This window comes from Stutzerimonas kunmingensis, assembly GCF_014764705.1.
Lineage (GTDB): Bacteria > Pseudomonadota > Gammaproteobacteria > Pseudomonadales > Pseudomonadaceae > Stutzerimonas.
This window is the reverse complement of record NZ_JACXXG010000004.1, coordinates 137,776-150,155: the sequence shown is the minus strand read 5'-3', so window position 1 is coordinate 150,155 and position 12,380 is coordinate 137,776. Positions and strand designations below refer to the sequence as shown.

13 protein-coding genes and 1 pseudogene are annotated in these 12,380 nt (G+C 62.4%); 3 read left to right on the top strand and 11 right to left on the bottom strand.

The genetic code is table 11. The features are described 5' to 3' along the window. Positions 1-25 precede the first annotated feature (25 nt). The 6 genes from IEG05_RS05585 to IEG05_RS05560 form a co-directional block, all read right to left on the bottom strand. Entirely contained in the window at positions 26-166 is a 141-nt protein-coding gene (locus IEG05_RS05585) for a DUF2256 domain-containing protein (RefSeq protein ID WP_080902094.1), read from the bottom strand. Beyond that, the gene (locus IEG05_RS05580; RefSeq protein ID WP_191121734.1) at positions 163-1,698 is read right to left on the bottom strand and encodes a cryptochrome/photolyase family protein; all 1,536 of its coding nucleotides are present in this window, start codon (positions 1,696-1,698) and stop codon (positions 163-165) included. The genes IEG05_RS05585 and IEG05_RS05580 overlap by 4 nt, the downstream gene beginning before the upstream one ends. Before the next feature lie 58 nt (positions 1,699-1,756). Continuing rightward, a complete protein-coding gene (locus IEG05_RS05575) occupies positions 1,757-2,062 on the bottom strand; it encodes a DUF6482 family protein (protein ID WP_191121733.1) in 306 nt (101 codons plus the stop codon). A gap of 90 nt (positions 2,063-2,152) precedes the next feature. After that, positions 2,153-2,641: a TIGR00645 family protein gene (locus IEG05_RS05570; RefSeq protein WP_003302125.1), complete on the bottom strand. Its 489-nt coding sequence runs from the start codon at positions 2,639-2,641 to the stop codon at positions 2,153-2,155. 166 nt (positions 2,642-2,807) lie between these two features. After that, on the bottom strand, positions 2,808-3,143 hold the full coding sequence (locus IEG05_RS05565; RefSeq protein WP_014821453.1) for a PA4575 family protein: 336 nt from the start codon (positions 3,141-3,143) through the stop codon (positions 2,808-2,810). Between the two features lie 175 nt (positions 3,144-3,318). Then, on the bottom strand, positions 3,319-5,757 hold the full coding sequence (locus IEG05_RS05560) for a Lon protease family protein (protein ID WP_191121732.1): 2,439 nt from the start codon (positions 5,755-5,757) through the stop codon (positions 3,319-3,321). Between the two features lie 266 nt (positions 5,758-6,023). Between IEG05_RS05560 and IEG05_RS05555 the strand changes: the two are divergent. Beyond that, a pseudogene (locus IEG05_RS05555) lies at positions 6,024-7,060 on the top strand (cytochrome-c peroxidase). Between the two features lie 46 nt (positions 7,061-7,106). Here IEG05_RS05555 and mscL read toward each other — a convergent pair. After that, on the bottom strand, positions 7,107-7,517 hold the full coding sequence (gene mscL / locus IEG05_RS05550; protein WP_038657142.1) for a large-conductance mechanosensitive channel protein MscL: 411 nt from the start codon (positions 7,515-7,517) through the stop codon (positions 7,107-7,109). Between the two features lie 223 nt (positions 7,518-7,740). On the opposite strand from mscL, the gene IEG05_RS05545 reads away from it, so the two are divergent. Beyond that, on the top strand, positions 7,741-8,010 hold the full coding sequence (locus tag IEG05_RS05545; RefSeq protein ID WP_003281602.1) for an HP1242/YdcH family protein: 270 nt from the start codon (positions 7,741-7,743) through the stop codon (positions 8,008-8,010). A gap of 57 nt (positions 8,011-8,067) precedes the next feature. On the opposite strand, the gene IEG05_RS05540 is transcribed toward IEG05_RS05545, so the two are convergent. Beyond that, positions 8,068-8,502 (bottom strand): CopD family protein, encoded by a 435-nt coding sequence (locus IEG05_RS05540; RefSeq protein ID WP_014821457.1) that lies wholly within the window; start codon positions 8,500-8,502, stop codon positions 8,068-8,070. A gap of 116 nt (positions 8,503-8,618) precedes the next feature. On the opposite strand from IEG05_RS05540, the gene radA reads away from it, so the two are divergent. Then, positions 8,619-9,980 carry a DNA repair protein RadA gene (gene radA, locus IEG05_RS05535; protein ID WP_041014892.1) on the top strand — a complete coding sequence of 454 codons (1,362 nt, stop codon included), beginning with the start codon at positions 8,619-8,621 and terminating at the stop codon, positions 9,978-9,980. A gap of 3 nt (positions 9,981-9,983) precedes the next feature. Here the strand turns inward: radA and IEG05_RS05530 are convergent, their stop codons facing one another. The 3 genes from IEG05_RS05530 to glyA form a co-directional block, all read right to left on the bottom strand. Next, positions 9,984-10,352, bottom strand: a complete 369-nt coding sequence (locus IEG05_RS05530; RefSeq protein ID WP_046617866.1) for a PilZ domain-containing protein — start codon at positions 10,350-10,352, stop codon at positions 9,984-9,986. Positions 10,353-10,409: 57 nt separating this feature from the next. Next, the gene (locus IEG05_RS05525) at positions 10,410-10,871 is read right to left on the bottom strand and encodes a methyltransferase family protein (RefSeq protein WP_046617865.1); all 462 of its coding nucleotides are present in this window, start codon (positions 10,869-10,871) and stop codon (positions 10,410-10,412) included. A gap of 135 nt (positions 10,872-11,006) precedes the next feature. Further along, a complete protein-coding gene (gene glyA, locus IEG05_RS05520; RefSeq protein ID WP_041014895.1) occupies positions 11,007-12,260 on the bottom strand; it encodes a serine hydroxymethyltransferase in 1,254 nt (417 codons plus the stop codon). Positions 12,261-12,380 lie beyond the last annotated feature (120 nt).

Genomic DNA, 12,380 nt, shown 5'->3' with positions numbered 1-12,380 from the left:
CGCATTGCCGCCGGCAGTGCCTCCATTACCTGCCCTGCCGATTGCGCCGACAGCGTTCGGAGCAATAACGCACCTCATCCCAGCAGCGCGACCACTTCTTTCGCCAGGCAAACGGCAAGTTGCAGGCGGCACAGCACTTGAATGGCAGGTCCGCTTTCCTTCTCACAGCGCGTCCTCGGCATCCAGCCGCGCCAGCAGCGACTCGCCACGCTCCCACAGCGCCTGCTGCTTGCTGCCTTCCATGCGCGCGAGGTTGCGATAGACCATGCTCATCCGCGGATTACCCTGCAACTGCTCGCGGTGGCGCATGAGAAAGTGCCAGTACAACGCGTTGAACGGGCAGGCATCGTCTGTCGTGCTCTCGCGCACCTTGTAAGAGCAATCCTGACAATAGTTGGACATGCGTTTGATGTACTGGCCACTGGCACAGTAGGGCTTGGAGCCCAGGTAGCCGCCGTCGGCGTGCAGCACCATGCCCAGCACGTTGGGCAGTTCCACCCAGTCAAACGCATCCATATAGACCGCCAGGTACCAATCGCACAGCGCGGGCGGCGCGATACCGGCGAGCAGCGCGAAATTACCGGTCACCATCAGCCGCTGGATATGGTGAGCGTAAGCATGCTCCAGCGTCTGCCCGATCACCTGGCGCATGCAGTTCATGCGCGTCTGCCCGGTCCAGTAGAACCCCGGCAGCGGCCTGGAATTGCCGAGGACATTGCGTTGCGCATAGTCAGGCATCTGCAACCAATAGATACCGCGCACATACTCACGCCAGCCAATCAACTGGCGAATGAAGCCCTCGGCAGCGTTCAGCCCGACTCGCCCCTGCCGGTAGGCCGCGTCCACGTCATCACACAGGCGGCGCAGGTCAAGCAGGCCGACATTGAGCGCGGCGCCGACGCGAGCATGGAACAGGAACGGTTCGCCGCTGGCCATGGCGTCCTGGTAGTCACCGAAAGCGGCCAAGCCGAAATCGAGAAAATGCAGCCAGAGCTGTTCGGCCTCGGCGTGGGTGACGGGGTAATCGAAGCCGTCCAGACGGCCGTAGTGATGCGCGAAATGCGCGCTCACCAACGCCTGCACTGCGCGCGTGGTTTCGTCAGCGGCGAAGCGCAAGGTGATCGGGCCGTGCAATCCGCGTGGCAGCGGCTTGCGGTTGTCCGTATCGAGATTCCATACACCGCCCTCCGGTGTGCCATCCGGATTCAGCAGAAGGCCCGTTTGGCGACGCATCTCGCGATAGAAGAACTCCATGCGCAGCTGTCGCTTGCCACTGGCCCAACCCGCGAACCCGGTCCGCGAGCAGAGGAAGCGGCGGTCGACATGCCAAGTGATCGAAAGCCCACTGCTCTTGAGCGCCTGTTCGACCCGCCAGTCACCGGCCTCGGTGACATGAATTTCGTCAGGTCGATACCATGCGGCGAAGCGCGCCAGCTCCCCGGCCAGCGAACCGCTGTTGGTAGGATCGTCGAGCGTCACGTAATCCACCGTGATTCCGCGTTTGCGCAACGCCTCAGCGAAGTGCCGCATGGCGCTGAACAGAAAGATGATCTTCTGCGGGTGATGCGGGACGTGTCCGGCTTCTTCAGCGACCTCAGCGAGCAGCACCCGGTCACGCGTCGGATCGAGCCCATCCAGGGCGGAGAGCTCGAAGCTCAACTGGTCGCCGAGCACCAGGCGCAGTGCGGCGACGCTCACGACCAGTTCTCTTGATGCTTACCGAACAGGGCGCTACCGACGCGCCTGCCGCCGGCCGTCACCACTGGGACCGCATGCCGACCGGCACGCGCAACGGCTCGCGGACGCCCTCGGCAAGACCGCACATCTCGTCGTACGGTGATTGCTGCACCAGATAAAAGGGCAGCTCCGGTAGCTCGCGTAACAGATCACGAGCGTGCTCGACGGACCGCAGATGCCACACATCGCCGCGCGCGTCGATCAAACTATGGCGCTGACCCTGCAGGTAGATGTCGAGAAGATAGATGCCGCCCTCGAGCGAAATCAGCTCGAGAGCGTCGATACGCCCAGCGTGGGCATGAGTGGCGAGATTCTGAAGGTTCATGGCGCTTGCCCATTTGAAAAGCAGTACAGAATATTTAACAAAAAACCAATTCTGTACAGCTTTTCAGGTTTAGCACCTGCGGAGGGACGCTCAGTGCTTGGTGAGCTTGTCGAGATAGCCCATGGCGAACGCCGAGACCACGAAGGTCAGGTGGATGATCACGTACCACATCAGCTTTTCGCTATCGAGCTGCTGGGCATCCATGAACATGCGTAGCAGGTGAATCGACGAGATTGCGACGATGGAGGCAGCGACCTTCATCTTCAGCGATCCGGAATCCATCTTGCCGAGCCAGTCGAGCTTTTCCTTGCCTTCCTCGATATCGAGCTGAGAAACGAAGTTCTCGTAGCCGGAGATCATCACCATCACCAGCAGCCCGCCAACCAGCGCCATGTCGATCAGCGACAGGAGCTTGAGAATCAGCTCGGCCTCACTGAGCGCGAGAATCGCCGGGAGGATATGGAAGATTTCCTGAAAGAACTTGATCGCCAGCGCCAGCAGCGCGAACGCCAGACCGAAATAGATGGGCGCCAGCAGCCAGCGGGCGGCGTACATGGCATTTTCGAGGATGCGCTCCATGAGGTCTCACAGCAGAAAATGAGGAAGGCGCGAGTATACGCAGCCGCGCCGAGCGCACCAAGGCAGGCCAAGGTGCGTTCAGCGCATGTGGATAAGAAATTCATCGGCTCCGGTGAGGCGCCGCTGCAGCCAGCCAGAAACGCGAACGGTTTGCAATGAGGCACGCTTAGGGGCGCGACTCCCAGCCACCGAGAAAGCGCGCCTGGTTGGCGTTCACTCGACGCAGCTCAGCCTGCATGTGCAACTGCCAGATGGACGGGTCATCGGATTCGCAGTAGCCCTGCCCCATCAGGTTGTCGGCGATCGCCGCCAGGACCGATTCGGCCATCGCAGGCCCATGGAATGGGCCCTGGACCTTGATTGCCGTGGGCTGCCCGTCTGCAAGTCCAGCCGCACAGAGCAATGTCCACAGCCCATTGCCGCCGGCAAGCGGGCGTATGACGCATTCGATTCGGGTAACCAGGCCCAGGCACTGGCGGTTCAGACAAAGATTGTGTGGCATGACGGCAGTCCTCGCGTCGGGCCGACGCGGGAACATCCTGTGCGGATGTAGCGCGAGAGCCTGTTTATCCCCTGAAGCTGTGGATAATCCTGTGGATGGAGGGTGGATGCCCTCCTCCACTGCAGACCCGCCGCGCGCGCTATCGTTCCGTTCAAAAACCGCACAATGGCGAGCGTTACTTGCTCCCCTCGGACTCGGACGCTCCTTGCTCCGCTTGTGCCGGCTCGCTCTTGCCTTCTTCCTCAAGCTCGATCTCGGCAATGTCGCGCAACCGCTCGACCACCCGGGCATTCACGCTGCCCTTGGGGAAATGGCCCTGCTCGTTGGTTGTACCCACATCTTCACCGACCAGCAGCGACAACGCTTCGTCCACCTGCCTGACAGCATAGACGTGGAACTGCTGCTGGCGTACGGCCTCCAGCACGCGTTCGTCGAGCATCAGCGTGGTGACATTGGCGAAGGGAATGATTACCCCCTGCTCGCCGGTCAGCCCGCGTGCCTCGCACAGGCGGAAAAAGCCCTCGATCTTCTCGTTGACCCCGCCGACCGCCTGCACTTCACCGAACTGGTTGATCGAGCCGGTGATGGCGAAGCATTGCTTGAGCGGCGTGCGTGAGAGCGCCGAGATCAGCGCGCAGCACTCACCCAGCGAGGCACTGTCACCGTCGACGTAGCCGTAGGACTGCTCGAGCGCGATGCTTGCCGAGATTTCCAGCGGAAACTCTTGGGCGTAGCGGCTGCCGAGGTAGCCGGTGAGGATCATCACGCCCTTGGAGTGAATCGGTTGACCGAGATTGACCTCGCGCTCGATGTCGACGATCCCTGAACCGCCGGGATAGACGGTGGCAGAGATACGCGCCGGCATGCCGAATGCCGAGTCGCCGACTTCCAGCACGGTCAGCCCGTTGCACTTGCCGATCGCCGCACCTTCGCTGTCGATCAGAATCACTCCGGCCAGAATGTCTTCGAGAATCCTCGCCGAGACGCGACCGGTGCGCGTGGCCTTGGCTTTCAGTGCACGCTCGATATGACCGACGTCCGTCACTTCGTCCTTGGCCAGCTGGCGAATGAAATCGGCTTCGCTGACCAGCTGGAACAGATCGCCGATACGCGCCGACAGCCGCCCCTGATGTTCAGCCAGGCGCGCGCTATAGGTCGCCAGACGCGCAACGGCAGCGGCAGTAAGCGGCGCCATGCCCTCTTCGGAGGTGCGGGTCTTCATCAGCTGGGCGAACTGTTCGAGGCTGTCTTCGGCCAGCGGGATGTCCTCGTCGAAGTCCACCAGCACGCGGAACATTTCCTGGAAGTCCGGATCCAGGTCCTGCAGCGTGTAATAGAGCTGGCGCGAGCCGATGATGATCACCTTGACGTTAAGCGGGATCACCTGCGGCGTCAGCGTCACGGTGGCCAGGCGGCCGAGCTCGGCGAGTGGCGATTCCATCTTCAGCTTGCGCGATTGCAGGGCGCGCTTGAGCGCTTCCCAGACGAAGGGCTCGCTGAGCAGCTTTTCCGCCTCCAGCATCAGGAAGCCGCCGTTGGCGCGGTGCAGCGCGCCTGGACGCAACTGGCGATAGCTGGTGTAGAGCGCGCCCTGGTCGGTGTTGTACTCGATGCGACCGAACAGATTGTCATAGGTCGGGTGCGGCTCGAACACCACCGGCGCGCCACCATCGACCGGGTGACCGACCACCAGGCTCGGGCTGTATTGCTCTTCCAGCAATACACGGTTCTGCGCTTCCGGACGGTTTTCGTCCACCAGCTGCTCGACCACAGTCTTCAGCAGATTGACCTGCACGGCCTGCAGGTACGCTTCGATACCGGCGTTCTCCGCATACTTCTCCGACAACGGTGCCAGCAGCGGCTGCAGTGCCTGGCTGATGGTCTCGTCATTGAGCTGGCGCAGCTGGTTGGTCGACTCGCGCTTCCACTGCGGCAAGCTGGCGAGCTCCTCGTTCAGACGCACTTCCAGCGCGGAAATGTCTTCGTGATAACGCTCGCGCTCGGCTTCGGGCAGCTGGGCGAACTCGGTTTCGTCCAGCGCCTTGCCTTCCTTCATGGGCGTGAAGGCGATATTGGTGCTGTCGCGATAGAGAGCGATCTCCTTTTCCAGGGCGAGCTTCTCGATCACATCCAGCGCTTTGTCGTAGCGCTGATTGAAGCCGCGGTCGATGGCGCTCTTCTTCTGCTGGAAACTCGGATGCTCGAATACCGCCGGAAAGGTCGCCAGCAGGTTGTCGATCAACTGATTGATATCGGCGATGAACGCCGTTGCGCCGCCGTGAGGCAACTCCAGCACACGCGGCTCGCGAGGCTCGTCGAAGTTGTTCACGTAAACCCAGTCCGACGGCGTATCCAGACGCTTGCCTTCGGCCTTGAGGTAGCGCCGTACGAACGAGAAACGTCCGGTGCCCGGCTCACCCATGACGTAGACGTTGTATCCCGGACGCGGCATGGCCACGCCGAACTGCAGCGCCTCGACCGCGCGCTCCTGGCCGAGCACACCGAGAAACGGCTCCAGTTCAGAGGTGTCGTTGAAGTTGAATTGGCTGGGCTCGAAGGGACGGGTCAGCGCATCGGGTGCCAGGCGCAAGCCGGCAGCGACAGTTTCAGGCATCGGGAATCCTTGCTGGGGTGGCTCGTTGGCCACGATTGATGCCGTCATTCTGGCGCTGCGCCGGTCGCGCCGCAAGGCTGATACCCGGCTAACCCAGCCGCTGCATAGCCGAGCCACATGGATGGAAATCGCGAGCCGACTGCGAATTGACACAAGCAGAAACATTTCGTCGCACCCACAACGCCCGACCGCCTTGATGCAGGTCAAGCGGTCGCTTGACGAAAAGGCGCCTCCTAGAGCCAGCCAACACAAAAGGAGCTTCCGTGATGCGCCCTTCTATTCCGTTATTGCTTAGCAGCCTACTAATGACCAGCGCAGCGAACGCTGATGAGCTGCGTGAGCGCGCCAACGCGATGTTCAAACCGATTCCGGACAAGGTCACCGAGGTCCGCGGTCAGAAGGTCAGAAGGTCAGCGAAGATCAGGCAATGCTCGGTCACAAACTCTGGTTCGACCCGCGCCTGTCCAGCAGTCACGTCATCAGCTGCAACACCTGCCACAACCTGAGCATCGGCGGCAGCGACAACGTGCCAACCTCGATCGGTCACGGCTGGCAGAAGGGCCCGCGCAACTCGCCCACCGTGCTGAACGCCGTATTCAACGCCGCGCAGTTCTGGGACGGACGCGCCAAGGATCTGCAGGAACAGGCCAAGGGGCCGGTCCAGGCAAGCGTGGAAATGAACAGTACGCCCGAGCGTGTCGTCTCGACGCTGCAGAGCATTCCGGAGTACGCCGCCGAGTTCAAGAAGGCCTTCCCCAACGACAAGGAGCCGGTCAGTTTCGACAACATGGCCTACGCCCTGGAAGCCTTCGAAGTCAGCCTGACCACGCCGAACTCGCCGTTCGACCGCTTCCTCAAAGGTGAGGACGGGGCGCTGGACGACAAGCAGAAACAGGGGCTCGCCCTGTTCATGGACGCCGGCTGCTCTTCCTGCCACAACGGCGTCAACCTTGGCGGTCAGGGTTACTTCCCCTTCGGCGTGATCAAGAAGCCCGGAGCCGAAGTACTGCCGACCGGCGACAAGGGACGCTTCGCGGTGACCAATACCGCCAGCGACGAGTACGTCTTCCGTGCCGCGCCGCTGCGCAATGTCGCGCTGACCCCGCCGTACTTCCACAGTGGTGAGGTCTGGGAGCTCGAACAGGCCGTTGCGATCATGGGTGACAGCCAACTGGGCCGTAAACTGGACAAGGACGAAGTCAGCGCGATTACCGCGTTCCTGCACAGCGTGACCGGCGAGCAGCCGCAAGTCGCCTATCCGGTACTTCCCGCCAGCACCGCGAACACTCCGAAGCCAGAGTGATCGCTCCCCGTTACCCGGCGCCAGCCGCCGGGTAACGGCCCCCGTTTCAGCTTCCCCTCTGCTCCTTGAGCAGGTCGCGTATCTCGGTCAGCAACAACTCTTCCTTGGAGGGCGCTGGCGGCGCAGATGGCGCCTCGGCTTCCTTGCGCTTGAGATGGTTGATCGCCTTGATCGCCATGAAGATGGCGAAGGCGATGATCACGAAATCCACCACGGTCTGAATGAATGCACCGTACCGCAACACCACCGCTGGGGCCTCGCCGACGGCGTCCTTGAGCACTATCGCCAGATCCGAGAAGTCCACCCCGCCGATCAGCAGCCCCAGCGGCGGCATGATCACCCCGTCGACGAACGACGACACAATCTTGCCGAACGCAGCGCCGATGACGATACCCACGGCCATGTCGACGACATTTCCCCGCACGGCAAACGCCTTGAATTCGTTGATCAGACTCATACGTAGATTTTCCTTTAGTGGATGACCGGGCCGCCCGCCATGCCCCCGCGGACATGGCGGTGAACGCCGTGGTAGAGCATAGGCGAGCTTGCCGGCGCAGGCCACGACAGAACGCCTTTCATCGACCGGTTATTGCGAATGAGGTTCGCTTGATCGCCGTCAACCGGTTCTCGGAGGAAGGAGACTAAGGTGAACGCCTTCCTGACAAACCGGAGCGGTTTCCATGCACGTCGAACATCACCCACTGATCAAGGATTTCCCTGAGAAACGCGAGCAGTTGCAGAAACTGCGTCAGGAAGATCCGGCCTTCGCCCGCAAAGCGGATGAATACGAAGCGCTGGACAAGCGCATCTGCCGCGTCGAAGACGGTGTCGAAACTCTAGACGACAGCGCGCTCAATGCCCTCAAGCAGGAGCGCGTGGCGATGAAGGACGACATCGCCCGCGACATCAAGCGCGCCTCGGGCAGCTGCTGCGGCGGTTGCTGCGGCTGATAGCGCCTACCCGTGAAGGGAAGCCCGCCATGTGCGGGCTTCTTGCTGTCTGGCCCGCTAGAACAATCCACCGAAGCGGAACCCGGAGCCGACCCAGACGAAGGCAACCGCAGTCAAGGTGATCAGCACGATGTGTAGCCCCAGTTGCGGCAGGCGCTGCGCATCCAGCTTGGGAATCAGTGCCAGCCGCGCATGCACGCCGAGCAGCGCGGTAAATCCGAGCAGTACCAGCTTGGCTTGCACCAGATGCGCCATGGGCGACGAATCGAACCATTGCCCATGGGGCAGCCAGAGGCTGGCCAGCCAGAGCCCGCTGACGATCTGCACCAGCAGCGCAGGTATCCCGACGCGCTCATAGAGTTGTTCGAACTGGCGTACCGGTTGCACATCGCGGCGACGCAGGGCACCCGGCAGCACACTGAACAGCAGTACCAGATGCCCGCCAACCCAGACACTGGCGCCCAGTAGATGCAGAAACAACAGATGTCGCATGGCGCTCACTCCTGTTCGATTTGTTTACAGTCTGGCCGCTGCCTCGCCGCTTGTGGCTGATGGCGATCAAGTCAGCCGTTATCATGCGACACCACCAATCAGACCCGGAGTTTCCCATGGCCAAGGCCAAGCGCATGTATGGCTGCACCGAATGCGGCTCGACCTTCCCGAAATGGGCCGGCCAGTGCGGTGACTGTGGCGCCTGGAATACGCTGGTGGAAACGATCATCGAGGGTGCGGCACCGCCATCCGGCCGCGCAGGCTGGGCCGGGGAGCAGGCCAACATCAGGACGCTCGCCGAGGTCAGCGTCGAGGAAGTACCGCGCTTTTCCACCGCTTCCGGCGAGCTGGATCGCGTACTCGGAGGGGGGCTGGTGGACGGCTCGGTAGTGCTGATCGGCGGTGATCCGGGTATCGGCAAGTCGACGATCCTGCTGCAGACCCTCTGCGCCATCGCCCAGCAGTATCCGGCACTCTACGTCACCGGTGAAGAATCCCAGCAGCAGGTGGCCATGCGTGCGCGTCGTCTGGACCTGCCGCAGGACCGGCTCAAGGTGATGACCGAGACCTGCATCGAATCAATCATCGCTACCGCGCGGCTGGAAAAGCCCAAGGTGATGGTGATCGACTCGATCCAGACCATCTTCACCGAGCAGCTGCAGTCCGCGCCGGGCGGTGTGGCTCAGGTGCGCGAGAGCGCGGCGCTGCTGGTCCGTTTCGCCAAGCAGAGCGGCACGGCAATCTTCCTCGTCGGCCACGTGACCAAGGAAGGCGCCCTCGCCGGGCCGCGTGTGCTCGAGCACATGGTCGATACGGTGCTGTATTTCGAGGGCGAGTCCGACGGTCGCCTGCGCCTCTTGCGCGCAGTGAAGAACCGCTTCGGCGCGGTCAACGAGCTCGGTGTGTTCGGCATGACCGACAAGGGTCTGAAAGAAGTCACCAACCCGTCGGCGATCTTCCTAACCCGCGCCCAGGAAGCGGTGCCGGGCAGCGTGGTGATGGCTACCTGGGAAGGCACCCGGCCGATGCTGGTGGAGGTGCAGGCGCTGGTCGATACCAGCCACCTGGCCAACCCGCGCCGCGTCACCCTGGGCCTCGACCAGAACCGCCTGGCCATGCTGCTGGCCGTGCTGCATCGGCATGGCAGCATTCCCACCTACGATCAGGACGTGTTCATCAACGTGGTCGGCGGCGTGAAGGTGCTGGAAACCGCGGCGGATCTGGCGCTGATGGCCGCGGTGATCTCCAGCCTGCGCAACCGGCCGCTGGATACCGATCTGCTGGTGTTCGGTGAAGTGGGCCTGTCGGGCGAGATCCGCCCGGTGCCAAGTGGTCAGGAGCGTCTGAAGGAGGCCGCCAAGCACGGCTTCAAGCGCGCCATCGTGCCCAAGGGCAATGCGCCGAAGGAAGCCCCCGCCGGTTTGCAGATCATCGCCGTGACCCGCCTGGAGCAGGCGCTCGACGCGCTGTTCGAGTGATCGTTACTGGCCGCCAAGTGCGGCCAGCTCGCGTTCCAGCAGTGCGTCGTCGCCGAGGTTGAGTTCGACCAGGCGCCGCAGGTGGGCGATCGAGTCGAGATCGATATGCTGGCAGACGAAGCCGATCAGATCGCCCTCTTCATGGGTCATCGCCACCTCCATGCGCACCTCGGCATCATCGGCCAGGCGCACCCGCGCTTCGAACGGCTGTTTAGCATCGGCATCCCAGCCTTCCGGGCGGCGAACCAGCAGGCCTTTCAGGGACAGGTCATGCAGCTCGACCGGCCAGCGCCGGTCGCCCTGCACCAACTCAGTGGCGGCATCGAACTCGATACGCTGGAAGCGCCGGCGATCACTGGGGGAATCAGTCATGAGCATCACTCCGCGGTGTCTGAATTCACTATAGGACAACAACTCTCGACATCGCCGTTACAACCAGCGGCGCACCCGTCCACAGTACGCCAGATAGTCGTCGCCAAACAGCTGGGTCAGCAAGCGCTCCTCATGCATGATCACGGCGCGCTGCATGGTGAAGATCAGGGCAGGCAGCAACAGCCAGGGCCACAGCGTGCCCCAGAGCAGCGCGATGCCACAGTAGATCAGGCTGTCGGCCAGATAGATCGGGTTGCGCGAGAAACCGAACGGCCCCTCTTCCAGCAGCTTCGCGGGCTTGCCATAGGGATTGACCGTGGTCCTGCGCCAGAGCATCAGCAAGCCGGCCCAGAGCATCAGCAACACGCCCGCGTCGATCAGCCCCCAGCCCAGGTAGTGAGTCCAGAGATTGCGCGGCAAGGCGATCGGCAACGCCGACTCCAGCAGCCAGGCTGCCGCGAGAAACAGCAGATAGATGACCGGTGGCGGCAGGATCACACCCGTGGCGCGCTTGAACATGAGTCGGACTCCGGAGGAACAGGACACGGCAGTCTAGCGCGCCGCAATCGCCAGGGATCAGGAAGATGTGTCGCGACAACCGCCAGACAGCAAAAAGCCCGCTTTCGCGGGCTTTCGATGCAGCGATGTAACGTCTTAGTTGCCGTATACCGGGAACTTGGCGCAGACCGCTTCGACCTTGCCACGAACCGCTTCGATCACCGACTCGTCGCCCATGTTGTCGAGGATGTCGCAGATCCAGCCCGCCAGATCACGGCACTCGGTCTCGCCGAAGCCGCGAGTGGTAACGGCCGGGGTACCGATGCGCAAACCGGACGTCACGAACGGCGAACGCGGGTCGTTCGGCACGCTGTTCTTGTTCACGGTGATGTGGGCGTTGCCCAGGGCAGCATCCGCATCCTTACCGGTGATGTCCTGCTTGATCAGGCTGAGCAGGAACAGGTGGTTCTTGGTGCCGCCGGAAACCACATCGAAACCACGCTGGATGAACACCTCGGCCATGGCCTGAGCATTCTTCACTACCTGCTGCTGGTAGGCCTTGAACTCGGGCTGCAGCGCTTCCTTGAAGCAAACGGCCTTGGCCGCGATGACGTGCTCCAGCGGGCCGCCCTGGGCACCCGGGAAGACAGCAGAGTTCAGCTTCTTCTCGATCTCGGCGTTGGCGCGCGCCAGGATCAGGCCGCCACGCGGTCCGCGCAGGGTCTTGTGGGTAGTAGTTGTGACGACGTCAGCGAACGGAACCGGGTTCGGGTAGACGCCAGCAGCGACCAGACCGGCCACGTGAGCCATGTCGACGAACAGGTAAGCACCGACCTTGTCGGCGATGGCGCGGAAACGGGCGAAATCCAGCACCTGCGAATAGGCGGAGAAGCCGGCGACGATCATCTTCGGCTTGTGCTCGACGGCCAGGCGCTCGACTTCGTCATAGTCGATCAGGCCCTGGTCGTTGATGCCGTACTGCACGGCGTTATACAGCTTGCCGGAGGAGGAAACGCTGGCGCCGTGGGTGAGGTGGCCGCCGTGAGCCAGGCTCATGCCGAGGATGGTGTCACCGGCCTGCAAAAGGGCGAGGTAGACGGCGCTGTTGGCTTGAGAGCCAGCATGCGGCTGGACGTTGGCGTAGTCGGCGCCGAACAGTTCCTTGGCGCGGTCGATGGCCAGCTGCTCGACCACGTCGACGTACTCGCAACCGCCGTAGTAGCGCTTGCCCGGATAGCCTTCGGCGTACTTGTTGGTGAGCACCGAACCCTGGGCTTCCATCACCGCCGGGCTGGTGTAGTTCTCCGAGGCGATCAGCTCGATGTGGTCTTCCTGACGCTTGGCTTCCTGCTCCATGGCAGCGAAGAGATCGGCGTCGAAACGGGCGAGGGTCAAATCACGGCTGAACATGGCAGTCCTCTGAGATCAGCTGGCGGTATAAAAGAGAGGCGCGGATTCTACCTCATCCGACCGGTTGCGGGTATGAGCGATAGTCATGCACAAGATGAACAGCCGCCGCTTCCGCAGCCG

Excerpts from the sequence above, each read along its gene's own strand:
- IEG05_RS05575 (WP_191121733.1), bottom strand. The coding sequence starts at position 2,062 with ATGAACCTTCAGAATCTCGCCACTCATGCCCACGCTGGGCGTATCGAC.
- IEG05_RS05570 (WP_003302125.1), bottom strand. The coding sequence starts at position 2,641 with ATGGAGCGCATCCTCGAAAATGCCATGTACGCCGCCCGCTGGCTGCTG.
- IEG05_RS05565 (WP_014821453.1), bottom strand. The coding sequence starts at position 3,143 with ATGCCACACAATCTTTGTCTGAACCGCCAGTGCCTGGGCCTGGTTACC.
- IEG05_RS05560 (WP_191121732.1), bottom strand. The coding sequence starts at position 5,757 with ATGCCTGAAACTGTCGCTGCCGGCTTGCGCCTGGCACCCGATGCGCTG.
- mscL (WP_038657142.1), bottom strand. The coding sequence starts at position 7,517 with ATGAGTCTGATCAACGAATTCAAGGCGTTTGCCGTGCGGGGAAATGTC.
- IEG05_RS05545 (WP_003281602.1), top strand. The coding sequence starts at position 7,741 with ATGCACGTCGAACATCACCCACTGATCAAGGATTTCCCTGAGAAACGC.
- IEG05_RS05540 (WP_014821457.1), bottom strand. The coding sequence starts at position 8,502 with ATGCGACATCTGTTGTTTCTGCATCTACTGGGCGCCAGTGTCTGGGTT.
- radA (WP_041014892.1), top strand. The coding sequence starts at position 8,619 with ATGGCCAAGGCCAAGCGCATGTATGGCTGCACCGAATGCGGCTCGACC.
- IEG05_RS05530 (WP_046617866.1), bottom strand. The coding sequence starts at position 10,352 with ATGACTGATTCCCCCAGTGATCGCCGGCGCTTCCAGCGTATCGAGTTC.
- IEG05_RS05525 (WP_046617865.1), bottom strand. The coding sequence starts at position 10,871 with ATGTTCAAGCGCGCCACGGGTGTGATCCTGCCGCCACCGGTCATCTAT.
- glyA (WP_041014895.1), bottom strand. The coding sequence starts at position 12,260 with ATGTTCAGCCGTGATTTGACCCTCGCCCGTTTCGACGCCGATCTCTTC.